The organism is Acidovorax sp. KNOB132 (genome assembly GCF_057541515.1).
Genome location: NZ_BAAJYT010000046.1, coordinates 1 through 23,865, shown reverse-complemented (window position 1 = coordinate 23,865; position 23,865 = coordinate 1). Strand labels below are relative to the sequence as shown.

General features: G+C 68.4%; 16 protein-coding genes and 3 pseudogenes. 3 read left to right on the top strand and 16 right to left on the bottom strand.

The window, feature by feature from the left end; genetic code table 11:
- Window positions 1-5,510: pseudogene (gene uvrA / locus AC27IO_RS09355) on the bottom strand (excinuclease ABC subunit UvrA); the annotation flags it as partial.
- A 237-nt stretch (window positions 5,511-5,747) separates the two neighbouring features.
- Between uvrA and AC27IO_RS09350 the strand changes: the two are divergent.
- Both AC27IO_RS09350 and AC27IO_RS09345 read left to right on the top strand, forming a co-directional pair.
- Window positions 5,748-6,848: an ABC transporter substrate-binding protein gene (locus tag AC27IO_RS09350; RefSeq protein ID WP_272569813.1), complete on the top strand. Its 1,101-nt coding sequence runs from the start codon at window positions 5,748-5,750 to the stop codon at window positions 6,846-6,848.
- Window positions 6,849-7,038: 190 nt separating this feature from the next.
- A complete protein-coding gene (locus tag AC27IO_RS09345) occupies window positions 7,039-8,148 on the top strand; it encodes an ABC transporter substrate-binding protein (RefSeq protein ID WP_498738601.1) in 1,110 nt (369 codons plus the stop codon).
- Window positions 8,149-8,249: 101 nt separating this feature from the next.
- Here AC27IO_RS09345 and AC27IO_RS09340 read toward each other — a convergent pair whose 3' ends face one another.
- The 12 genes and pseudogenes from AC27IO_RS09340 to AC27IO_RS09285 all read right to left on the bottom strand — a co-directional run bounded on the left by AC27IO_RS09340 (window position 8,250) and on the right by AC27IO_RS09285 (window position 20,025).
- On the bottom strand, window positions 8,250-8,450 hold the full coding sequence (locus AC27IO_RS09340) for a hypothetical protein (protein WP_284404718.1): 201 nt from the start codon (window positions 8,448-8,450) through the stop codon (window positions 8,250-8,252).
- A gap of 121 nt (window positions 8,451-8,571) precedes the next feature.
- On the bottom strand, window positions 8,572-9,534 hold the full coding sequence (locus tag AC27IO_RS09335) for a porin (protein WP_272565303.1): 963 nt from the start codon (window positions 9,532-9,534) through the stop codon (window positions 8,572-8,574).
- 241 nt (window positions 9,535-9,775) lie between these two features.
- Window positions 9,776-11,434, bottom strand: coding sequence for an MFS transporter (locus tag AC27IO_RS09330; RefSeq protein ID WP_284404716.1), 1,659 nt, complete (start codon window positions 11,432-11,434; stop codon window positions 9,776-9,778).
- Between the two features lie 387 nt (window positions 11,435-11,821).
- Window positions 11,822-12,472 (bottom strand): 2-hydroxychromene-2-carboxylate isomerase, encoded by a 651-nt coding sequence (locus tag AC27IO_RS09325; RefSeq protein ID WP_498738598.1) that lies wholly within the window; start codon window positions 12,470-12,472, stop codon window positions 11,822-11,824.
- Complete coding sequence (locus AC27IO_RS09320) at window positions 12,469-12,744, bottom strand: DUF1289 domain-containing protein (protein WP_498738596.1); 276 nt, start codon at window positions 12,742-12,744, stop codon at window positions 12,469-12,471. The genes AC27IO_RS09325 and AC27IO_RS09320 overlap by 4 nt, the downstream gene beginning before the upstream one ends.
- Window positions 12,741-13,247, bottom strand: a complete 507-nt coding sequence (locus AC27IO_RS09315) for a YbaK/EbsC family protein (RefSeq protein ID WP_487113033.1) — start codon at window positions 13,245-13,247, stop codon at window positions 12,741-12,743. The genes AC27IO_RS09320 and AC27IO_RS09315 overlap by 4 nt, the downstream gene beginning before the upstream one ends.
- An 81-nt stretch (window positions 13,248-13,328) precedes the next feature.
- The gene (locus tag AC27IO_RS09310; RefSeq protein ID WP_498738594.1) at window positions 13,329-14,738 is read right to left on the bottom strand and encodes a M20 family metallopeptidase; all 1,410 of its coding nucleotides are present in this window, start codon (window positions 14,736-14,738) and stop codon (window positions 13,329-13,331) included.
- A gap of 54 nt (window positions 14,739-14,792) precedes the next feature.
- Entirely contained in the window at window positions 14,793-15,644 is an 852-nt protein-coding gene (locus AC27IO_RS09305) for an ATP-binding cassette domain-containing protein (protein WP_284404706.1), read from the bottom strand.
- Window positions 15,641-16,627 (bottom strand): ABC transporter ATP-binding protein, encoded by a 987-nt coding sequence (locus AC27IO_RS09300; RefSeq protein ID WP_317353449.1) that lies wholly within the window; start codon window positions 16,625-16,627, stop codon window positions 15,641-15,643. Before AC27IO_RS09300 ends, AC27IO_RS09305 begins: the two co-directional genes overlap by 4 nt.
- 13 nt (window positions 16,628-16,640) lie before the next feature.
- Window positions 16,641-17,557, bottom strand: a pseudogene (locus tag AC27IO_RS09295) (ABC transporter permease).
- Between the two features lie 22 nt (window positions 17,558-17,579).
- A complete protein-coding gene (locus AC27IO_RS09290; protein ID WP_272550879.1) occupies window positions 17,580-18,497 on the bottom strand; it encodes an ABC transporter permease in 918 nt (305 codons plus the stop codon).
- A 46-nt stretch (window positions 18,498-18,543) separates the two neighbouring features.
- Window positions 18,544-20,025, bottom strand: coding sequence for an ABC transporter substrate-binding protein (locus tag AC27IO_RS09285; protein ID WP_498738603.1), 1,482 nt, complete (start codon window positions 20,023-20,025; stop codon window positions 18,544-18,546).
- A 234-nt stretch (window positions 20,026-20,259) separates the two neighbouring features.
- Between AC27IO_RS09285 and AC27IO_RS09280 the strand changes: the two genes are divergently transcribed.
- Window positions 20,260-21,204 carry a LysR family transcriptional regulator gene (locus AC27IO_RS09280; RefSeq protein WP_349817231.1) on the top strand — a complete coding sequence of 315 codons (945 nt, stop codon included), beginning with the start codon at window positions 20,260-20,262 and terminating at the stop codon, window positions 21,202-21,204.
- 30 nt (window positions 21,205-21,234) lie between these two features.
- On the opposite strand, the gene AC27IO_RS09275 is transcribed toward AC27IO_RS09280, so the two are convergent.
- The 3 genes and pseudogenes from AC27IO_RS09275 to AC27IO_RS09265 all read right to left on the bottom strand — a co-directional run.
- On the bottom strand, window positions 21,235-22,149 hold the full coding sequence (locus AC27IO_RS09275) for a hydroxymethylglutaryl-CoA lyase (RefSeq protein ID WP_284404702.1): 915 nt from the start codon (window positions 22,147-22,149) through the stop codon (window positions 21,235-21,237).
- Between the two features lie 42 nt (window positions 22,150-22,191).
- Window positions 22,192-23,112 carry a 2-hydroxyacid dehydrogenase gene (locus tag AC27IO_RS09270; protein ID WP_498738590.1) on the bottom strand — a complete coding sequence of 307 codons (921 nt, stop codon included), beginning with the start codon at window positions 23,110-23,112 and terminating at the stop codon, window positions 22,192-22,194.
- Between the two features lie 37 nt (window positions 23,113-23,149).
- A pseudogene (locus AC27IO_RS09265) lies at window positions 23,150-23,865 on the bottom strand (acyl-CoA carboxylase biotin carboxyl carrier protein subunit); the annotation flags it as partial.

Sequence of the window (23,865 nt, the reverse complement as noted above, 5' to 3'; positions counted from 1 at the left end):
GATGCGCTGCGCCTCGCCGCCCGACAGCGTGGGGCTGGGCTGGCCCAGCGTGAGGTAGCCCAGGCCCACGTCCTTGAGCAGTTGCAGGGGGTGCGCGATGCTGGGCATGCTGGCGAAGAACTCCACCGCCTCGTCCACCTCCATCTGCAGCACGTCGCCGATGCTCTTGCCGCGCCAGGTGACGGCCAGCGTCTCGGGGTTGAAGCGCGCGCCGTGGCAGGTCTCGCAGGGCACCTTCACGTCGGGCAGGAAGCTCATGGCGATGGTGCGGATGCCCTGGCCTTCGCAGCTGGGGCAGCGCCCTTCGCCGGTGTTGAAGCTGAACCGGCCGGCCGCATAGCCGCGCGCCTTGGCCTCCAGCGTTTCGGCGAACAGCTTGCGGATGGTGTCCCAGAAGCCGATGTACGTGGCGGGGCAGCTGCGCGGCGTCTTGCCGATGGGGGTCTGGTCCACCTCCAGCACGCGGTCCACCGTCTCGAAGCCCGACAGGCCGCTGCAGCCCACGAGGGGCGGCGCCTTGCCGGCGTCCATCGCATCGCGCCCGGCCTTGGTGGAGCGCTGCTGCACCCAGGCCTGCACGTTGGCCAGCAGCACGTCGCGCGCCAGGGTCGATTTGCCCGAGCCGCTCACGCCGGTCACGGCCACCAGGCGGTTCAGCGGCACGCTGGCCGTCACGCGCTGCAGGTTGTGCAGGTGCGCGCCGCGCACGGTCAGCCAGTGCTCCGGTTGGGCGGTTTCGGCCTCTTTTTTGGCCGGATGCCCTAGTACTTTCTGCCTTGTTAGCTATCAAAATAGTAGCATCCGAGCGGGCGATGTGCACGGGCGGCACCACCGGGCGACGGGCTTTGAGCGGGTGCCGCATGGCATGCAGCAGGTAGCGGCCGGTCTGCGAATCCTCGGCGGCCTGCACGTCGGCCACGCTGCCCTGCGCCACCAGGCGCCCGCCGCGCTTGCCGGCGCTCGGGCCGATGTCGATGATGTGGTCGGCGCGGCGGATGGTGTCCTCGTCGTGCTCCACCACCACCAGCGTGTTGCCCTTGTCGCCCAGCTTGTGCAGCGCGTTCAGCAGAATCTGGTTGTCTCGCGCGTGCAGCCCGATGGTGGGCTCGTCCAGCACGTAGCACACGCCCTGCAGGTTGCTGCCCAGCTGCGCCGCCAGGCGGATGCGCTGCGCCTCGCCGCCCGAGAGCGTGGGCGCGCCCCGGTCCAGCGTGAGGTAGCCCAGGCCCACCTCTTCCAGGAATTCGAGCCGGCTCTGGATCTCGGGGATCAGGTCGCGCGCGATGTCGGCCTCGCGCTGGCTCAAGGCCGCGCCCTGCTGCAGCGCCTCGATCCACTGCCGGATGTCGGTGACCGACAGCGCGGCGATGTCGGCGATGCCCACGCCCGCACGGCCGGCGGCGGCGTTCTCGCCGAAGCGCACGGCGCGGGCCGTGGCGTTCAGCCGCGTGCCCTGGCAGGTGGGGCAGGCCACGTCGGCCACGTCCTCGGCTTCGGGCTCGGCGAAGGTCTGCTCGCGGCCCTTTTCCTTGTCGTCCTGCACCGAGTCGTCGAACACCTTGCGCTGCTCGCGGGTGAGCTTGACGCCCGTGCCCACGCAGTCCGGGCACCAGCCGTGCTTGCTGTTGTAGGAGAACAGGCGCGGGTCCAGCTCGGCATAGCTGGTGGCGCACACGGGGCAGGCGCGCTTGGTGGAGAACGCCTGCAGCGCCCCGATGTGCGCGGTGGCGGTGCCGGCCACCATGGCGTCCTTCAGGCCATCGAGCTGGCTCAGAACGTGGACCACGCCCTTGCCCAGTTCCAGCGCGCGCGCCAGCGACGAGCGCAGCAGCCCCTCGTTCTCGGGTGACACGTCCAGGCTGGCCACGGGCAGCTCGATGGTGTGCTCCTTGAAGCGGTCGATGCGCGGAAAGCCCGTGGTGGGCAGGAAATGCCCGTCCACCCGCAGGTGGGTGTAGCCGCGCGGGCGCGCCCAGTCGGCCAGCTCGGTGTAGACGCCCTTGCGGTTCATCACCAGCGGCGCCAGCAGGCCGATGTGCTGGCCCTTGAAGTGGCGCAGCAGCTGCGCGGCGATGCTGTCGGGCGTCTGCGGCTGCACGGCGGCGCCGTCGTGGATGCAGTGCTGCACGCCCAGCTTGACGTACAGCAGGCGCAGGAAATGCCACACCTCGGTGGTGGTGCCCACCGTGCTCTTGCGCCCGCCGCGCGACAGGCGCTGCTCGATCGCCACCGTGGGCGGAATGCCGTACACCGCATCCACCTCGGGCCGGCCCGCCGGCTGCACGATGGAGCGCGCATAGGCGTTCAGCGATTCGAGGTAGCGGCGCTGCCCTTCGTTGAACAAAATGTCGAACGCCAGCGTCGACTTGCCCGAGCCCGACACACCGGTGATCACGTTGAACTGGCCGCGCGGAATGTCCACGCTCAGGTTCTTGAGGTTGTGCTCCTTGGCGTTGACGATTTCGATGGCGTTTTTTGGCCGCCGGCGCATGTTCCGCTAGGGCACGCCGCTTCTCTTTTCGTAGCACCGCAGCCTTCTCGTGCACCGAGTGGCCGCCCGCGCCCAGGGCCTGCTCGTACTCGCGCAGCGCGGCGCCCGTGTGCGAGGTGGGGTGCTGGCGCACGTCCTCGGGCGTGCCCTCGGCCACCAGCAGGCCGCCGCCGTCGCCGCCCTCGGGGCCGAGGTCGATGAGCCAGTCGCTGGCACGGATCACGTCCAGGTTGTGCTCGATCACCACCAGCGAATGCCCGGCGTCCAGCAGCTTGCGCAGCGCCCGCATGAGCTTGGCGATGTCGTCGAAATGCAGGCCCGTGGTGGGCTCGTCGAACAGGAACAGCGTGCCCTTGCGCGCCAGCGGCTGGCGCGATTTGCTTTCCACGCGTGCCGCTTCCGCGAGGAAACCGGCCAGCTTCAGGCGCTGGGCCTCGCCGCCCGACAGCGTGGGCACGGGCTGGCCCAGCTTCACGTATTCCAGCCCCACGTCCACGATGGGCTGCAGGGCGCGGATCACGTCGCGGTCGGCAGCGAACAGGGCGGCCGCCTCGCTCACCGTGAGGTCGAGCACGTCGGCCACGTTGAAGGAGCGGCCACCGCGCTCGATGGTCACCTCCAGGATCTCCGGCCGGTAGCGCTTGCCGTCGCAGTCGGGGCAGCGCAGGTACACGTCCGACAGGAACTGCATCTCCACGTGCTCGAACCCCGAGCCGCCGCAGGTCGGGCAGCGCCCGTCGCCCGAATTGAAGCTGAACTTGGCCGCGGTGTAGCTGCGCTGGCGCGACAGCGGCGCCACGGCGAACAGCTCGCGGATCGCGTCCCACGCGCCCACGTAGCTCACCGGGTTGGAGCGCGCGGTCTTGCCGATGGGCGACTGGTCCACGAACACGACCTCGCCCAGGTGGTCCGCGCCCAGCAGGCGGTCGTGCGCGCCAGGCGTCTCCGTCGCCTTGCCGAAGTGGCGCAGCAGCGCGGGGGCCAGCACGTCCTGGATCAGGCTCGACTTGCCCGAGCCGCTCACGCCGGTCACGGTGACCAGGCGCTGCAGCGGGAACTCCACCGACACGTTCTGCAGGTTGTGCTCGCGCGCACCTTCCAGGATCAGGCGCGGCGTGGCCTCCGTCACGCGGCGCTGGTAGCCCATGCCGATCTGCTTGGTGCCGGCCAGGTACTGGCCGGTGAGCGTGTCGGCGCGGCGCAGCTCGCCCGTGGTGCCGTCGAACACGATGGAGCCGCCGCGCTCGCCCGGGCCGGGGCCCATGTCGATCACGCGGTCGGCCGCCAGCATGACGGCCGGGTCGTGCTCCACCACCACCAGCGTGTTGCCCGCATCGCGCAGGCGCAGCATGGCCTCGGTGATGCGGTGCATGTCGCGCGGGTGCAGGCCGATGCTGGGCTCGTCCAGCACGAACAGCGTGTTCACCAGCGAGGTGCCCAGCGCCGTGGTCAGGTTGATGCGCTGCACCTCGCCGCCGCTGAGCGTGCGGCTTTGCCGGTCCAGCGTGAGGTAGCCGATGCCCACGTCGCACAGGTATTTGAGGCGCGTGGTGATCTCTTCATGCAGCAGCTTGAGCGCCTGCGCGTCGCCCCCGGCCGCAGCATCGCCCTCGGGCAGTTCCATGCGGTCGAAGAAGCGCCGCAGCCGGTCGATGGGCAGCAGCATCAGGTCGTGCAGGCACAGGCCGGGCAGCGCTTCGAGTTGCGCGCGGCTCCACTGCACGCCCTGGGGCATGAAGCGGCGGGCCGGGTCGATCGCGATGTCGGCGTCCTCCTTGCTGCCCACGCGCCACAGCAGGCTCTCGGTCTTCAAGCGCGCGCCGCCGCAGGTGGGGCACGGCGTATAGCTGCGGTACTTGGACAGCAGCACGCGGATGTGCATCTTGTAGGCCTTGCTCTCCAGGTACTCGAAGAAGCGCTTGATGCCGTACCACTGCTTGTTCCACTGCCCGTCCTTGTAGCCGGGCGCGCCGCCGATGACCCACTGCTTCTGGTCCTCGGTGAGCTTGTACCAGGGCGTGTCGCGCGGGATGCCGGCGGTTTCGGCGTGCCGCATGAGGTCGTCCTGCGCCTCCTTCCACGCCGGCGTCTGGATGGTCTTGATCGCGCCCGCGCGCAGCGTGAGCTTCTCGTTGGGGATCACGAGCCCATAGTCCACGCCGATCACGCGGCCGAAGCCGCGGCAGGTGTCGCACGCGCCCACGGCGGAGTTGAACGAGAACATCGACGGAATCGGCTCGCTGTAGCGCAGGTCGCTGTCGGGGCAGTGCAGCCCAGTGGAGAAGCGCCACAGTTCCGGCTCGCCGTCGTCCACCAGCCGGTACACGTTCAGCCGCCCGGTGCCGCGCTTGATCGCCACCTCGATGGCCTCCACCACCCGCGCCTTCTCGGCATTGCCCAGGCGGAACCGGTCGGCCACCACATCGAGCAGCTTTCGGAGCCCGGTGGGCGTTGCGACCTCGCGCTCGGCCTGCACCTTGGTGAAGCCGCTGGCGGACAGCCACTGCTCGACCTGCTCGGGCGAGGTGTTGGCGGGCAGCTCGACGGGGAAGGTCAGCACCACGCGCGGGTCGCCGGCCTCGGCGCAGCGGCGCTGCAGCTCGGCGTAGATGGTCTCGGGCGAATCGTGGCGCACCGGCTGCGCGGTCTGCCGGTCGAACAGCTGGCCGGCGCGGGCGAAGAGCAGCTTCAGGTGGTCGTTCAGCTCGGTCATCGTGCCGACCGTGGAGCGGCTGGAGCGCACCGGGTTGGTCTGGTCGATGGCGATGGCGGGCGGCACGCCCTCCACCTTGTCCACGGCGGGCTTGTCCATGCGGTCGAGGAACTGGCGCGCGTAGGCGCTGAAGGTTTCCACGTAGCGGCGCTGGCCCTCGGCGTAGAGGGTGTCGAACACCAGGCTGGATTTGCCCGAACCGCTGGGGCCCGTCACCACCGTCAACTCACCCGTGCGGATGTCCAGATCGAGGTTTTTGAGGTTGTGCTGGCGTGCACCGTGGATGCGGATCAATCCCTGGGTCATCGGGGGTCTTTCGGGTAGGGGAGGCGGAGCATTCTAGGGACGGCTTCCGCGCGCGGAAGGTAGGGCGTTTTCCCATATCGGGGCAAGGCCGCCGTTGGCAACCGCCCGCGGCATGGAAAAGGCCTCCGACCCAGGGTGTTACCTATTGTCACGAATCGCCAACTTCGGCAAGGTGGCGCCCAGGCAGAGGGCTTTCCTCGGCAACCCCTCACGGATTGGAGACACACCATGGCATTCATGCGCAACACCGGCGCCGCACTGGTCCTGGCCGCCTTGCTGTCGGCGGCCCAGGCACAGATTCTCATCGGCCAGACCGCCGGATTCTCGGGGGCAGTGGCCTCGGGCGTGCAGGAGACGACCGAGGGCGCCAAGCTGTACCTGGACGCCGTCAACGGCCGGGGCGGGGTCCACGGGCAGAAGGTGGAACTGGTCTCGCTGGACGACAAGTTCGATCCGCAACTGTCCGTCGCCAATGCCCGCAAGCTGATCGAGGAGCAGAACGTCTCCGCCCTCTTCCTCACGCGCGGCACGCCCCACACCGAGGCCATCATTCCGCTGCTGGACAAGCACGGCGTGGCCCTGGTCGGCCCCTCCACCGGCGCCATGGTGCTGCACAAGCCGGTGCGCAAGAACGTCTTCAACGTGCGCGCCACTTACCAGCGCGAAGCCGAAAAGGCGATCTCCCACCTGGTCTCCATGGGCATCACCCGGATCGCCGTGGTGCAGGCGGACGACAGCTTCGGGGCCGACGGCATGGTCGGCGCGCAAAAGGGGCTGGAAGCCGCCAAGCTCAAGGCCGTGCTGCAGGAAAAGTTCGACCGCTCCAAGCCGGACTTCGCCCCCATCGCACCCAAGATCGTGCAGTCGCAGGCCCAGGCCGTGCTGATGATCGCCTCGGGCACCGCCGTGGCCGAAGGCTATGCGGCATTTCGCGCCGCCGGATCGGGCGCGCAGATGGTCACGCTGTCCAACAACGCCTCCGCCGGCTTTGCCAAAAGCCTGGGCGCCAACGCCCGCGGTGTGATCGTCACCCAGGTGTTCCCCAACGAACGGGCCATGAACTTCCCCCTGGTGCGCGAGGCGCAGGACCTCGCCAAGGCCCAGGGCAAGGAAATCAGCCCCGCCATGCTGGAAGGCTATGCCGCCGCAAAGGTCCTGGTCGAAGGCCTGCGCCGCGCCGGCCCCAAGCCCTCCCGCGACCGCATCCAGGCGGCCCTGGAAGGGCTGCAGAAGTTCGACCTGGGCGGGCTGGAGGTCAGCTACAGCCCCGAGGACCACACCGGCCTGGACTTCGCCGACCTGTCTATCATCGGAACCGACGGAAAATTCCGCCGCTGAAGGCCCGGGCAGCATGCCCGGGCGGCCGCAGTGGCCCGGCCCATCCGGGGGATATGAGGGAAGCCGCGGCCATCGCCTCGGCACGATCCTCGGACCTTTGGGTTACGTTCTTTCCTGAGAAGCGCTATCGCCGGACATGCCGGGGCCGGAGCGAGTCCGGCACGCCCCTCCATCCTTTGACCAGAGAGCTATGAGAACCCTCCAGAAAATCAGCGCGGGCGTGGCCTTGACGGCGCTGCTGTCGGCCGCGCAGGCGCAGATCCTCATCGGACAGACTGCCGGTTTTTCCGGCACGGTGGCCGCAGGGGTGCAGGAAACCACCGACGGCGCCAAGCTGTACCTGGACGCCATCAATGCGCGGGGTGGCATCCACGGGCAGAAAATCCAGCTCATCTCGCTGGACGACCAACTCGACCCCCAACTGGCCGCGGCCAATGCCCGCAAGCTGATCGAAGAGCAGAACGTCTCCGCTCTCTTTCTCACGCGCGGCACGCCGCCCACCGAGGCCGTCATCCCGCTGCTGGACAAATACGGCGTGGCGCTGGTCGGCCCCTCCACCGGAGCCATGGTGCTGCACCGGCCCGTGCGCCGGAACGTCTTCAACGTGCGGGCGCCCTACCAGCGCGAAGCCGAGAAGGCCATCGCGCACCTGGCATCCACCGGCATCACCAAGATCGCCGTGGTCCATGCGGACGACAGCTTCGGCGCGGACGGCCTGGTCGGCGCGCAAAAGGGGCTGGACACCGCCAAGCTCAAAGCCGTGCTGCTGGAGAAAGTCGACCGCACCAAGCCCGATTTCAGAGCCCTCGTGCCCAAGATCGCGAAGTCGCAGGCCCAGGCCGTGCTGATGATCGCCTCCAGCACCGCTGTGGCCGAAGGCTACGCGGCCCTGCGCGCCGCAGGATCGACGGCGCAGGTGGCCACGCTGTCCAACAATGCCTCCGCGGGTTTCGCCAAAAGCCTGGGAGCCAACGCCCGCGGTGTGATCGTCACCCAGGTGTTCCCCAATGAGCGCGCCGTGAACGTGCCGCTCGTGAGCGAAGCGCAGGGCCTCGCCAAGAGCCGGGGCAAGGAAGTCAGCCCCGCCATGCTGGAAGGTTTCGCGGCCGCCAAGGTGCTGGTCGAAGGCCTGCGCCGCGCCGGCCCCAAGCCCACCCGGGAGCGGATCCATGCCGCGCTGGAAGGCTTGCAGAAAGTCGATCTGGGCGGCCTGGAGGTGAGCTACGGCCCCGACGACCACACCGGGCTGGACTTTGCCGAACTGTCCATCCTCGGCGCGGACGGGAAATTCCGCCGCTGAGGGGCTGAAAACCTCGCTTTCGCCCGCCCGACCGACTGCGCTCGGCAAAAAAGCCCGCATCAGCGGGCTTCTTCACGTCTGCATCGGGCAGCCGCCTGTTTTCAGGAAGCGCTGCTGGCTCCCGAGGCGGGCACCGCGGGCGCCGATGCGGGGCTGCTGGCTGCGGGGGCCGCCGTTTCAGGCACATGCACGGCATCGGCCCCGTGCTTTTCACCGCTCATGTCCACTTTGTCTCCGGCTTTCATGATGACGAAGAGCGACAGCGCTGCGAACAGAACGAAGCCCACGACAATTTTCCACATACCTATCTCCTTTTTAGTGAAACGAACGGCTGAAAAAAAGCCCCACACCCCTTTCGGGATGTGAGGCTCGGATCGTCTGGAACACGGGTTGGCAGCCGGGGCCGCCGACCCGCGTCAACCATCAGAATGCGTGGCGAACGCCCACGGCCACGGAGCTGAAGTCAGCGCCGGCGATGCCCGTCATGTAAGCGGCGTTGCGGCTGTTGTTCACCTTCGTGTAGTAGCCGTACACCTTGGTGCGCTTGCTCAGGTTGTAGTTGTAGCCCAGCGTGTATTGCGTAGCGGCGCTGTCAGCCACGTTCTTGTACTTGCCGGCACGGCCCACGTTCACGTGGAATTCCGAAGCGCCCATCAGGTAGGCACCCGACAGACGGAACGTGTTGCGCTTGCCGCCATTCAGGACGTATGCGTCTTCGTCACGTTGGTAGTAACCGCCGAACATGAACGAACCCATCGTGTACAGGCCGCGCAGTGCGAACTGGTTCACGTCGCCTTGCTTGCTGTAGCCAGCGCCCAGGGCCAGAGCGCCCAGGTTGTAGTTGGCAGCCAGGTCATAGGCGTTCTTCACGCCGACAGCTTGCTCGTGCAGCGCCACGGCGCCTTCGACGGTCAGGCCGCCGAAATCGGGCGTGCGGTAGGAAATCTTGTTGGCATCGGGCATCACGTAGGCGTAGAACGCATCGGACGACGAACCGGTGTCGTGGTTGTGCAGGCTGACGTAGTCGGCCGTGGCGTAGTAGGACTCAGCCGTGAAGCGGCCCAGGCGCAGGGCGCCGAAACCACCCGACAGGTTCACTTCGCTTTGACGGGCGAAGAAGCCACGTGCATCGGAAGAACCGGTGTCGGAAGCGAAGCCGCTTTCCAGTTGGAAGCCAGCCTTCAGGCCACCGCCGAGGTCTTCCACGCCCTTGAAGCCGAAACGCGAAGCGTTGTTGAACAGACCGGTGGTCTTGGTGTCGCCCACTTCTTGGCGTTCCACCGTGGTGTTCACACGGCCATACAGCGTGACGCTGCTTTGGGCGAAGGCAGCGGTGCTACCCAGGAGAGCCAGCACAGCCAGTGCCAAACGATTCGTCTTTTGCATGTGATTTCCTTGAATGCTTTTATCCATCAGATGGTGTGGTAGGCACTGCAGAGCGGGTGGCCGCCGGGCGTTGGTGCAACTACTTACGAAATTCTAGGGGGTGGCGCCTCAATACCACCCCCAAAAGTCATTTTCATAACAGCCTTGATGCATCGCCACCACACTTTGGCGTTTTTTGCCAACACATGCAGCCCTTTTCCATGCTGCGGGCCCCGGATTCCCGGGCGCCCGCGCGGTTCCATCAGTCGTTGGCGTAGATGTCCACGTCCTTGGTTTCGCGGATGAACAGCGTGCCGATCACCGCCGTGGCGCCCGCGATGATGATGGGGTACCACAGGCCGTTGTACATGTTGCCGGTCTGCGCCACGATGGCGAACGAGGTGGTGGGCAGCAGGCCACCGAACCAGCCATTGCCGATGTGGTAGGGCAGGCTCATCGACGTGTAGCGGATGCGGGTGGGGAACATTTCCACCAGCATGGCGGCGATGGGGCCGTACACCATGGTCACCAGCAGCACGAGGTAGGTCAGCAGGGCGACCATCATCCCCTTGTTCATCTTGGCGGGGTCGGCCTTCGTGGGGTAGCCATCGGCCTTGAGCGTGTCGGCCACCGTTTTCTTGAACTCCGCATCCTTGGCCTTGACCTGGTCGGCGGGCAGGCCCTTGGCGCTGTAGCTCGCGATGGTGGTGGCACCGATCTTGATCACGGCTGGCGTGCCGGCTGGCGCGACTTCATTGTCATAACTCACCGAACCGGCGGCCAGCACCTGTTTGGCGATGTCGCACGAACTCGTGAACTTGGATGTGCCCGTGGGGTTGAACTGGAACGAGCACTCGGCAGGATCGGCAACGATCACCACCTTGTTCTTGGCCTGCGCGGCGGCGAGATCGGGATTGGCCGCTTCGGTCAGGGCCTTGAACACCGGGAAGTACGTCAGCACGGCGAGCACGCAGCCCAGCATGATGATGGGCTTGCGGCCGATCTTGTCCGACAGCGAACCGAAAACGATGAAAAACGGTGTGCCGATCAGCAGCGCGGCAGCGATCATCAGGTTGGCCGTGACGGCGTCCACCTTCAGCTGCTGCGTAAGGAAGAACAGCGCATAGAACTGCCCCGTGTACCAGACCACGGCCTGGCCGGCGGTCAGGCCGATCAGCGCGAGGATCACGATCTTGAGGTTCTTCCACTCGCCGAACGACTCCGACAAAGGCGCCTTGGAGGTCTTGCCTTCGGCCTTCATCTTCTGGAAGGCGGGCGATTCCGACAGCGACAACCGGATCCACACCGAAATGCCCAGCAGCAGGATGGACACCAGGAACGGAATGCGCCAGCCCCAATCACCGAACTGCTGCTCGCCCATCACGGTGCGGGTGCCCAGAATGACCAGCAGCGACAGGAACAGGCCCAGCGTGGCGGTGGTCTGGATCCACGAGGTGTAGGCGCCGCGCTTGCCCTGGGGCGCGTGCTCGGCCACATAGGTGGCGGCCCCGCCGTACTCGCCACCGAGGGCCAGGCCCTGCAGCATGCGCAACGCGATCAGGATCACCGGCGCGGCCACGCCGATGCTGGCGTAGGTCGGCAGGATGCCCACGATGAACGTGGACAGGCCCATGATCAGAATGGTGACGAGAAAGGTGTACTTGCGCCCGATCATGTCGCCCAGGCGGCCGAACACCAGTGCGCCGAAAGGCCGCACGATGAACCCGGCCGCGAAGGCCAGCAGCGCGAAGATGAAGGCCGAGCCCGCATCCAGGCCGCTGAAGAACTGCTTGGCGATGATGGCCGCAAGCGAGCCGTACAGGTAGAAGTCATACCACTCAAACACGGTGCCCAGCGACGAGGCGAAGATGACTTTTCTCTCTTCCGGCGACATGGGCCGGGATGCAACATTGGTAGCCATGGTGCTTGTCTCCATTGGTGGTCGGATGGATGCGGAAATGCACGGTGCGATGGGGTTTCCGGGCACTCGTCGCAGCCTGGGTCGCAATATCGGACGTACATCTGACCAAACACTGACAAGCGCCGTTGGCTTGCCGGCACCCTGGACTGACTGCCAACTGACAAACTCCGGGCCAACCCTGTATTCGCATTTCTCGATGCGGTAAATCAGGGGTAAAACAGCGGTGCAGCCCATCGAACGGGCCACGGAGGCCACCACGACGCACCGCCGCGCCGCGGGAAAACCCTGCCGAGGACTAACCCTGAAAGGACGGGAACGCCAGGGAAATCAGCCGCGTCAGCGCAATAGCGTGAGTCAGCTTGGCGCTTGCCGCCGGGTTCGGCGGGATCAGGCGGCGGCTGGCGGCAGGCTGGAGGGCAGCGCCTCGGCACGGCCCCATGCGGGGCCTTCGAACCAGGGATCGCCGCTCAGGCAGGCCCGCAGCATGGGCAGGCTGTCCAGCCCCCAGAACAGGCGGCCTTCCACCTCGAACGCCGGCACGCCGAACACGCCACGCTGCGCCGCCGTGTCGGTGTTGGCGCGCAGCAGGGCCTTGGCGGTGGCGCCTGCGGGATCCGGGCGCACCTGCTGTGTGAGTGCCTCGGCCAGCGCCTGCAGCCGCGCGGGGTTGTTGGCATCGTGTCCGCCCAGCCACACGTGGCGCAGCACCGTGCCGGCCACGAAACGGTTGATGGCGCCGTCCTCGCTGCAGGCCAGCGACTGGCGCAGCAGCGGCAATGGGTTGAACGGGTGCTGGGCCGGCATGGCCAGGCCCGTGCCGAGCGAATGGCCCAGCCATTCGGCATGGCGGTAGGTCCACAGCCGCTTGGCAGGAATGCCCGCCGGGCCGGGGTTGCCGTGGCGCTGCAGCAGCGCGCCCAGCAGCACGGGCCGGTACTCGACGCTGTAGCTCAGTCCTTCCAGGGCCTTCGGCAACTGCTCGAACGCCAGCCAGGCATAGGGCGAGACGAAGTCCAGGTAGAAGGTGATGTGCTTCACGGCAGGTCCGGGAAAGGGGATGGCGGGGGAAACTCGAAACCCGCGCGCTGCGCGAGGCGGGCCCAGATCGCGCGGCGTTCAGCACCATCCGCGCCCGACCATGCGCGGATCTCGTCCAGCGTGCGAAAGCAGCCGTCGCAGGAGGTGCCATCGGCGGACAGGCGGCACACCGAGATGCACGGCGAGGGCACGCCGTCCGTGCTGGCCTCGTCGAAATAGCCTCCCGCGCTCAACAGCATTGCGCGGTTAGCTATTGATTCAATATCACTCATGATTCGGTCGGCGCTTGCACCACATCAACCACCGGCGCGCTGGTGAGCTTTTCCAGATCCTGCGGGCGCAGCGCGAACACGCTGTGCGGGTGGCCGGCCGCGGCCCAGATCTCCTCGAAGCGGAACAGCTCGCGGTCGATCAGCGTGACCGGCGGCGTGGCGTGGCCCACGGGGGACACCCCGCCGATCGAGAAGCCCGTGCGCGCCTTGACGAACTCGGCATCGGCCCGGCCGATCTTGCCGATGTGGGCCTCGACCTTCTTCTCATCCACGCGCCGGTCGCCCGAGGTGACGACCAGCACGGCCGCATCGTCGCTCTTGCGCCGGAAGATGATGCTCTTGGCCACCTGGCCGACCAGGATGCCCAGGCCATCGGCCGCCTGCTGGGCGGTGCGCGCCGCGTCGTCGAGCATGCGCGGCATGTGCGGATGGCCCAGCGATTGCAGCGTGGCGGCGACGCGCTGGACGCCTTCGGGAAGGGGAATGAGTTCGGCTGCGCACATGGGTGTCTCAAGGCCGGAAGGCCGGTGGTCCAAAGCCGTGAATCTTAGCGATGGCCGCCGGCGCGCGCAGCCCTTCGGCGTTCAAGCCGCCGCGCGCTCCTGGTGCACCCCGGGCCCCTGCTCCGCCAGATCCCAGAACAGGCCGGCCATGATCTGCAGCGATTCGCGCGTGACGTCCGCCAGGATGTGCTCGTTGGGCGCGTGCTGCGAGCACGCCGGATACGAGTGCGGCACCCACAGCGTGGGCAGGCCCAGCGTTTCGGAGAACACGTCGTTGGGCAGCGAGCCGCCCAGGTTGGGCAGCAGCGCCGGCCGCTGGCCGGTGGAGCGCTCGATGGAGGCCAGGCCCCAGCGCACCCAGGCGTCGTCCGGGTCCAGCCGGGTGGCGGCCATGTGCACGTCGGTGCCGCGCACTTCCACGTCCGTGAAGCCGCGGGCCCGCAGGTGCTCGCGGATGTGGTCCAGGAACGCCGTGGGGTCGGAGCCCACCACGTAGCGCATGTGGCAGTGCGCGCGCGCCTCGGCGGGAATGGCATGCACCGGCATGGCCGGGTTGCCGGTGGTGAAGGCCAGCACCTCCAGGCTGTTCCAGCCGATCACGCGCTCGGACGGAGTCAGGCCGGGCTCGCCCCAGTCCGGGTCGATCTCGGGGTCGTCCGGGCCACCGCCCACGTCGATGTCGCGCAGCGCCTCGCGCACGCTGGCGGGCAGCTCGGTGGGGCGCAGGCCCGGCACCTGGATGCGGCCGCGCTCGTCCACCAGGCTGGCGATGGCATGCGCCAGCCGGATGCCCGGGTTGCGCAGCAGGCCGCCCCAGTTGCCCGAGTGGTGGCCACCGTCGCGCAGCTTCACGTGCAGGTCGAAATTGAAGACGCCGCGCGACCCCAGGAACAGGGTGGCGCGCGAGGCGGACACCCGGGGCCCGTCGGAGGCGATGAACAGGTCGGCCGCGAGCGCATCGCGCTCGTTCGCGCACACCGCGTTCAGGCCTGGCGAGCCGTCCTCCTCGCCCATCTCCAGGATGATCTTGACGTTGTAGCCCAGGCGGCCGCCTCGCACCGCCAGCACCTGCTCCAGCGCGGTGAGGTTGATGGTGTGCTGGCCCTTGTTGTCGGCCGTGCCGCGGCCATACCAGCGGTTGCCCTCCACCACGATGTCCCACGGTTTGAGGCCCGCGCGCCATTGCGCGTCGTAGCCGCGCACCACATCGCCGTGGCCGTAGGTCAGCAGCGTGAAGGCCGCGCCCTCTTCGGCGCGCTCGGCCAGCAGGAAGGGGCTCTTGCCCGGCACCGGGTTGTCCACCACACGGCAGGCAAAGCCCAGCGCCTGCAGCTGCGGCACCATTTCCTCGGTCAGGTAGGCGTGCAGGATGGGGCCGCTGGCGGCGTCCTGGCTTTCGGTGCGGAAGGCGACCCGGCGCGCCAGCGTCTGCTGAAAGCGCCCGTCATCGAAGCAGGCCAGCGTCTGGGCAATGGCTTGGTCACGGCTCATGGAAAAGGTCCTCGGGTGGGGTGGGTGGAGTGAATGGAAGGTGCGTATGGCCGCTCAGGCCACGGCCGCACGTTCGATGTCGGGAATGCCCAGGCCCGGCTCGGGCGTGAGCGCGGAGGCCAGCAGCCGGCGGGTGTAGGCGTGTTCGGGCCGGGCGAAGATCTGCTCGCGCGTGCCCAGTTCCACGATGGCGCCGCGGTACATCACGGCCACGCGGTCCACCAGGTGCTCGACCACGCCCAGGTCGTGGCTGATGAACAGGTAGGTCAGGCCGAACTCGGCCTTGAGGTCGAGCAGCAGGTTCAGGATCTGCGCCTGCACCGACACGTCGAGCGCCGAGGTCGGTTCGTCGCAGATCAGGATGTCGGGCCGCAGCACCAGCGCCCGCGCGATGGCCACGCGCTGGCGCTGCCCGCCCGACAGCTGGTTGGGGTACTGCGCATGGGTGCGCTCGGGCATGCCGACCAGATCGAGCATCTCGCGCACGCGCCGGCGCTGCTCCACGGCCGTGCCCACCTGGTGCAGGCGCAGCGGCACGCCGACGATGTCGGCCACGGTGCGGCGCGGGTTGAGCGACGAGTACGGGTCCTGGAAGATGGGCTGGATGCGCCGCGCCAGCGCGCGGCGCTGACGCGGATCGATCTCCTTGCCATCGACCAGCACGCTGCCCGAGCTGGGCGGCAGCAGGCCCAGCAGCATCTTGGCGAGCGTGCTCTTGCCGCAGCCGGATTCGCCGACCAGGCCCAGCGTTTCGCCCTTGCGAACGCGCAGCGAGACGTCATTCACCGCGTGGATCTCGCCGGGCGCGCGGAACAGTCCGCGCTTCAGGCGGAAGCTGCGGTGCAGCGCGCACAGCTCCAGCGCGATGTCGCTGCCGGGTGCCGGGGGTAGGGGTTTGGGGGTCATGCGGCCTCCGCCAGGGGATGGGCCTGCACGCAGCGGACCGCGTGGTGGGCATCCACCGCCACATAGGGCGGCGTATGCGCGCAGGCCGGTTGCGCGTGCGCGCAGCGGTTGGAAAAAGCGCAGCCCTGGACGGTGCCGACCAGGCTGGGCACCACGCCGGGAATGGCCTGCAGCCGGCTGCCCGGCAGCGTCTTGCCGCGCACGGGAATGCAGTTGAGCAGGCCCTGCGTGTAGGGGTGCGTGGGCCGCGCGAACAGCTCGCCCACCGGCGCGGTCTCGATCACCTCGCCCGCATACATCACCGCGACGCGGTCGGCGATGCGCGCCACCACGCCCAGATCGTGGGTGATGAAGACCACGGCCGTGCCGAACTCCTGCTGCAGCTCGCGCAGCAGCCGCAGGATCTGCGCCTGGATGGTCACGTCCAGCGCGGTCGTGGGCTCGTCGGCAATGATGAGGTCGGGCTCGCACATCAGCGCCATGGCGATCATCACGCGCTGGCGCAGGCCGCCCGAGAGCTGGTGCGGGTACTGGCGCAGGCGCTCGGGCGCCTGCGGCACGCCCGCCCGCTCCAGCAGGTACACGGCCCGCTCGCGCGCCTGGGCCATGCTCACCTTGCGGTGCGCGCGCAGCGCCTCGCACAGCTGGTCGCCCAGCGTGTACGACGGGTTGAGCGAGGTCATCGGCTCCTGGAAGATCATCGCCATGCGGGCGCCGCGCAGCGCCGCCATGCCGCGCTCGGGCAGGCTCTGCAGCTCGGCACCGTCGAAACGGATGTGGTCGGCCGTGCGCACCGCCTTGCGCGGCAGCAGGCCCATGAGCGCGAGCGAGGTCATCGACTTGCCGCAGCCCGATTCGCCCACCAGGCAGAGCAGTTCGCCGCGGTTCACATGGAAGTCGATGCCGCGCACCGCGTGCAGCATGCCGCGCTCGGTGGGCAGGTCCACGCGCAGGTTCTTCACGTCCAGCAAAGGGGTGGTCATGGGTCTTTGCCTTTCAGTTCCGGCCATCGGGGGCCGTGAGATCGCGGATGCCGTCGCCCACCAGGTTGATGGCCAGCACCAGCACGGCCAGCACCACGCCGGGGATCAGGATCACCCAGGGCTGGAAGAACATGTAGGCCTTGCCCTCGGCCACCATCAGGCCCCACGACGGCGTGGGCGGCTGCACGCCCAGGCCCAGGAACGAGAGGGTCGATTCGAGCAGGATGGCGTGCGCCATCTCCAGCGTGGCGACCACGGTGAGCGCGCTCATCAGGTTGGGCAGCAGCTCGCGCACCAGGATGTACGGCGTGGATGCACCCAGCGCCTTGGCCGCCGCGATGAACTCGGCATCGCGCAGCTGCTGCGTGGCCGAGCGGGTCACGATGGCGAAGCGGTCCCACAGCAGCAGGCCCAGCAGCACGATCACCACCTGCAGCGAGCCGCCCACGAGCGAGGCCATGGCCAGCGCCACCAGCACCACCGGCATGGCCAGGCGCGTGGTGATGATGTAGCTGATGACCGCATCCACCCGGCCGCCGAAGTAGCCGGCCAGCACGCCCAGCGTGGTACCGATGGCCCCGGCGATGAGCGCCGTGACCACACCGATCAGCAGCGACACGCGGGCGCCGTAGATGAGGCGGCTCAGGTAGTCGCGGCCGAGCTTGTCGGTGCCCAGCACGTGCTCCCAGCTGCCCTTGGCATGCCAGACGGGCGGAATGAGGCGCTGGGTCACATCCTGCGCATAGGGGTCGTGCGGGCTGATCCAGGGGGCGAGCAGCGCGGCCACCAGGGCCAGCACGAGCACGATGCGCCGAGCACCAGGCCGCGCTGGCCCAGCACGCGGCGCAGCCAGCGGCGCCAGGCCGGTGGCGACGGCAGGGCCAGGGTGGCCGCCGCGCCGGGGGAGGAAAGGGTGGTGGAAGCGTTCATGGCAGTCTCCGGTGCGGTGGCGTCAGCGGGTGCGCATGCGCGGGTCGAGCGCGGCGTTGAGCACGTCGGCCAGGAAGGTGAGCGCGATGTAGAACACCGCGATGATCAGCACCACGGCCTGCACCACGGGGTAGTCGTTGCGCGCGATGGAGTCCCACGCGAGCTGCCCCAGCCCCTGCATGGAATACACCGACTCGATCACCACCGAGCCGCCGAGCATGAAGCCCAGCTCCACCGCGGCCAGCGCCACCACCGGAATGATGGCGTTGCGCAGCGCGTGCTTGAACACCACGCGCGAGCGGCTCAGGCCCTTGGCGCGCGCGGTGCGGATGTAGTCCGCGCCCAGCACGTCCAGCATGCCGGCCCGCGTGAGCCGCATCATGGCCGGCATGGCGTAGTAGCCCAGCGCCACCGCCGGCAGCACGAAATGCTGCCAGCTCGTGTTGCCCGCCACGGGCAGCCACTTCAGGCCCACGGCGAACAGCAGCACCAGCGTGAGCGCGAACCAGAAGGTCGGCATGGCCTGGCCCACCACCGCCACCATCAAGGCCAGGCGGTCGATCCACGTGTCGCGGTAGAGCGCGGCCAGCACGCCCAATGGAATGGCCACGGCCACGGCCAGCAGCAGCGCCACGCCACCGAGCTTGAGCGTGATGGGCAGGCGCTCGCCGACCAGCTCCATGACGGTGTTCTGGAAATAGAACGACCGCCCGAAATCCAGCCGCGCCGCCGCACCCAGCCAGTCGAAGAACTGCTCCACGATGGGGCGATCCAGGCCGTACTGCACGCGGATCTTCTCCACGTCGGCGGCGCTCGATTCCGGGCCCGCGATCGCGGTGGCCAGGTCGCCCGACAGGTGCAGCAGCATGAAGCTGACGACCGCCACGGTCAGCATGACGCTCAGCGCCACCAGCAGGCGGCGAAAGATGTAGATCAGCATGGCAGGGGCCCGCGAGGGTGTGGGAGGGACACGAACGCCGGGGCCGTCACTTCCAGCTGGCCTGGAAGAAGCGCGGCAGCTCGTCGGGCTGGGCCTCGAACTTCAGGTCCGAGGTGAACGCGTAGTTGGTCGAGTACGAAAACAGCGGCGCCCACATGGCCTGGGTGGAGATGCGCTGCAGCGCCTGGGCGTACTTGGCCTTGCGCTCGGCTTTGTCCACCGTGGCGTCGGCCGTCTGCATCAGCGCGATGACCTGCGGGTCCTTGGCGGTGTCGTCGGGGCCGCCTTTGAAGAAGTTGCCCACGAAGGCCGAAGCGTCGTTGATCGAGAACGATCCCCAGGCCTGGAACGTGAGCGGCGCACGGCCGGCGCGCAGCTCGGTGCGCAGCGCCGGGTACTGCACGAAATGCAGCCGCGCGCGGATGCCGACCTTGCGCAGGTCGCCGATCATCGCCTCGGCGTACTCGCGCTCGCGGTAGGCCCACAGCGCGGTGTCGAAACCGTTCGGGTAGCCTGCCTCGGCCAGCAGCGCCTTGGCCTTGGCCGGGTTGTATTCGTACTGCTGCACCTTGCTGGTGTCGCAGCCGAACTGCGTGCGAAAGCACGGCGCATACACCGGCTGGCTGCCGCCGCGCACCAGGCTGTCGGCCAGCCCCTTGCGGTTGATGGCGTAGTTGAGCGCCTGGCGCACGCGGGGGTCCTTGAAGGGCGCGGCCTCGGGGGTGGTGCCGTTGTTGTTGATGGAGATGAAGCCCACGCGCATGGTTTCGCCGCTCAGCACCGAGAGGTTGGGCGCCGCCTTCAGCGAATCGGCCTGGTCGGCCGGCGCGCGCCAGATCCAGTCCACCGCGCCGGTCATCAACTGGGCCATGCGGGCTTCAGGGTCGCGGATCACGGTGAACTTCACGGTGCCGATCTTGGGCTGGCCCGCAGGGCTGTCCTTGAAGTAGGCGGTGTTCTTCACCATCGTCACGCCCTGCCCCGGCACCACGCTGGTGATCTTGTAGGGGCCGCTGCCCACCGGCGCCTTGCTGAACCCTTCCAGCCCCACCTTGGTGAAATAGGCTGCGGGGTAGATGGGCGTGGGGCCGGCCAGGTATTCCAGCGCCGCGGGGAACGGCGTCTTGAGGTGGATGCGCACCTCGTAGTCGCTCACCTTGTCCACGCCCTTGATCCAGTCGGTGTTCTGGCGCGTGGCGATCTTGGCGTCGGGGCCGGTCACCACGTTGAAGGTGTAGGCCACATCGTCGGCGGTGAACTTGTCGCCGTTGTGGAAGGTGACGCCCTGGCGCAGCGTGACCAGCAGCGCGGTGGGCGATTCCCACTTCCAGGCGGTGGCGAGCTGCGGCTTGAGCTCGCCCGTCTTCGTGTCGCGGTAGAGCAGCGTGTCCCACGCCATGGCGGCCAGCACAACGCCCTCGCGCATGTTGTTGTGGTACGGGCTCACGTTCTCGACCTCGTTGTCCGACGCATAGGTCAGCGTGTCGTTGGCCTTGCCGGCGTGCGCGCCGGCCCCGAAAACCATCATGCCCAGTGCCAGACAGCCCCGGCGCACCCAGTGGGTGAATAAATGCCCCATTGCGAACTCCTTCATCGTGATGAAACAGGAAACACAGTGAACGGGAGCAAGAATGGGACCTCGGAGACGTTTCCGCCATTACCGAATATCGCGGCGAGCGATCTCAAAAAGGCAATGCTCCCGCCGCATTGCGCCTATGCTTGTGGGATTGCCGCAGTGCACCACGCCCCATCGCCCACCGCCATGAAACGCTCGCAGATCGTCGCCCGCCAATTGCAGGACACGGCCCTGCGCTACTTCCTGGAGGTGGTGCGCTGCGGCTCGATCAGCGAGGCCTCGCAGCGGCTGAACGTGGCGGGCTCGGCCATCAGCCGACACATCGCGCATCTGGAAGACATCCTGGGAGCGACGCTGTTCGACCGCCACGCGCGCGGCATGGTGCCGAGCGCGGCGGGCGAGCTGCTGGCGGTGCATGCGCAGAAGTCCGCGCACGACGCGGAGCGCGTGGTGCATGAAATGCAGGCGCTGCAGGGCATGGAGCGCGGGCGGGTGCGCCTGGCCTCGTCGGAGGGCTTCGCGCTGGAATTCCTGCCCCGGCTCATCAGCGATTTCCGGCGGCGGCACCCGGGCATCCAGTTCCACCTGGGGGTGTTTCCGCCGGCCGAAAGCACGCGGCGCGTGCTGCTGGGCGATGCGGACATCGGCATCACCATGAGCCGCAGCGCCGAAAAGGACATCCGCATCGAGCTGCTGCAGCCCTCGCCCGTGCTGGCCGTGGTGCAGCGCGGCCATCCGCTGACGCGCTTTCAGCAGGTCAGCCTGTCGCAGCTGCAGAACTATCCCGTGGCGCTGCCCGAAATGGACACCACCGTGCGGCAGCTGTTCGACATCGCGTGCAGCCGCCAGAAGGTGCAGATCGACCCCGTGCTCACCAGCAACTACATCGCCAGCCTGTTCGGGTTCGTCAAGCACGAGCCCGAGGGCGTGTCCATCTCGGGCGAGATCACCATGCGCTACCAGATCGAGCGCGAGGAGATGGCCTGCGTGCGCCTGCGCGACCGGGGGCTGGACCTGCGCAACATCGAGGTGCAGACGCTGATGGGCCGCACGCTGTCACGCGCGGCGCAATCGTTTCTCGCGCACCTCAAGGAGCAACTGCAGAGCGTGGCCGCGCCGCCCGGCGGCTGACCGCACCCAGCGCCCAGACCCTGCGCGGCCTCAGCCCAGGCGCTTGGTCAGCAACGCCTTGGCGGCGCGCGAGTTGGACGGCCGGCCCAGGAAATCGCTGATGTACGCGCCCGCATCGATGAGCGCGTCCAGATCGATGCCCGTGTCGATGCCCATGCCGTGCAGCATGTAGACCACGTCTTCGGTCGCCACGTTGCCCGTGGCGCCCTTGGCATAGGGGCACCCGCCCAGGCCCGCCACCGACGTGTCGTACTGCCACACGCCCATCTCCAGCGAAGCCAGCGTGTTGGCCAGCGCCTGCCCGTAGGTGTCGTGGAAGTGGCCCGACACCGCGTCGACGCCGTAGTGCTGCAAGGTGGCCTCCATGGCGCGCTGCACCTTGCGCGGCGTGCCCACGCCGATGGTGTCGGCCACGCCGACGTGCTGCACGCCGATCTGCTTCATCAGGCCCGCCAGGTACGCCACGCGCTCGGGCGCCACCTCGCCCTCGTAGGGGCAGCCCACGGTGCAGCTCATGGCGCCCCGCACGGCAATGCCCGCCGCGCGCGCCGCCTCGACCACGGGCGCGAAGCGCTCGATGCTCTCGGCGATGCTGCAGTTGATGTTCTTCTGGCTGAAGGCCTCGCTGGCCGAACCGAAGACGACGATCTCGTCGGGCCGCGTGGGCACGGCGGCCTCGTAGCCCTTGAGGTTGGGCGTGAGCACCGAATAGCGCACGCCGGGCTGGCGCTCGATGCCCGCCATCACCTCCACGTTGTCCGCCATCTGGGGCACCCACTTGGGCGAGACGAAGCTGGTGACCTCGATCTCCGTCAGCCCGGCCGCCTGCAGGCGGTGCACGAGACCGATCTTGACCTCGGCGGGCACGGGAGACTTTTCGTTCTGAAGGCCGTCGCGCGGGCCGACATCGACGAGTTTGACGCGGGAAGGAATGCTGCTGCTCATGGGGAAATCCTGCGGTAAAGAATGCGGGGCGGTGCCCGAGGCCTAGTAGCCGCGCCGGGGGTCCACGATGCCGGCCACCGGCTCGCCGCGCTGCATGGCGGCGATCTTGCGCGCGATCTGGGCGATGCTTTCTTCGCGCAGCGTGCGGGCGGAGGTGTGGGGCGTGGTCGTGATGCGGGGGTGCGTGCGCAGCGGGTGGTCGGCGGGCAGGGGCTCGGTGCGGAACACGTCGAGCGTGGCCCCGGCCAGGTGGCCGGCGTCGATGAGGGCGATCAGGTCGTCTTCGACCAGGTGCGCGCCGCGCGCCACATTGACGACATAGCCGCCGGGCTGCAGGCGCGAGAGCGTGTCGCGGTTCATGATGTCCTGCGTGTCAGGCGTGAGCGGCAGCAGGTTCACCAGCACGCGGCTGGCAGCCAGGAAGCCGTCGAAACCCTCCGCGCCATGAAAGGCCCGCACGCCCTCCACGGCCTTGGGCGAGCGGCTCCAGCCGTTCACCGGGAACTCGAAGTGCGCCAGCGCCTTGGCCACCCGCTCGCCCAGCACTCCCAGGCCCATGACGCCGACGGAGAAATCGCTGCGCAGTCGCGGCCGGCGGTAGGCCCAGCCCCCGGCGCGCATGTCGGCCTCATAGGCCTCGAACTCGCGGAAGTGGCGCACCACCGCGTGGCACACGTATTCGGCCATCTGCACGGCCATGCCGGCATCGTCCAGCCGCACCACCTGCGCGCCGGGCGGCAGGCGCAGGGCCAGCAGCGCATCCACGCCCGCACCGATGTTGAAGAGCGCCTGGATGCCGGCCTGCTCGTCCATGAACTGCTGGGGCGGCGCCCAGACCACGGCGAAATCGGCCGGGGGGGCGCCCGGTTGCCAGACGGTGATGTGCGCCCCGGGCAGCGCGGCCTGCAGGCCCTGCAGCCAGGGCTCAGCCTTGGTGTGCGTACAGCAGAAGGTGATGTTCATGGCGCAAGAGCGTATCGTGGCTGCGGATGGCGCGCTGTCACGCGGGCGAGAGCTTGAGCAGCTCGGCGCCTTCGGTCACCTGGTCGCCGGGCGCATAGAGCAGCTCCTGCACCGTGCCGTCCACGGGCGCGGCGATGGTGTGCTCCATCTTCATGGCCTCCATCACGGCCAGGGCCTGGCCCTTGGTCACGGCATCGCCCGCTTTCACGGCGAACGACACCACCTTGCCGGGCATGGGCGCGGTCAGGCGTCCGCCTTCGGACTGCGCCTCGCCCGCATGGGCCAGCAGGTCGATGGCGACGATCTGCGTGGCGCCGCGCGGCGTGAAGACGTGGTCGGTCTCGCCCTGGGAATGCACCACGGCGCGCGTGCGCTGGCCGGCGAAGTGCAGGTCCAGGCCCTCGCCATCGGCGGTGAAGGCCAGCGGCCCGGCCACGGCCGCATCGCCCTCGCCCACCGCCAGTTCCATCGCGCCGCCCGCGGCGTAGGTGAGCCAGGCGTTGGCAGGCTGGCCGCCGAACTCGAACGCGAACCGGCGGCGCGTCACGCCGTGCGATTGCCAGCCGTCTCGGCGGCTGAACGGGTCGGCCCCCCTCGGTGGCGCGCTCGCGCTGCAGCGTCCGCGCCACCGCTGCCGCCGCGGCCAGCGGCAGGCCCACCGGCTCCTGGCTGGAACAGCACGGCCTGCTCGCGCGGGATCGAGCGCCGTGTCCAGGTCGCCTGCACGAACGAGTCGGTGCGGGCCACGCGGCG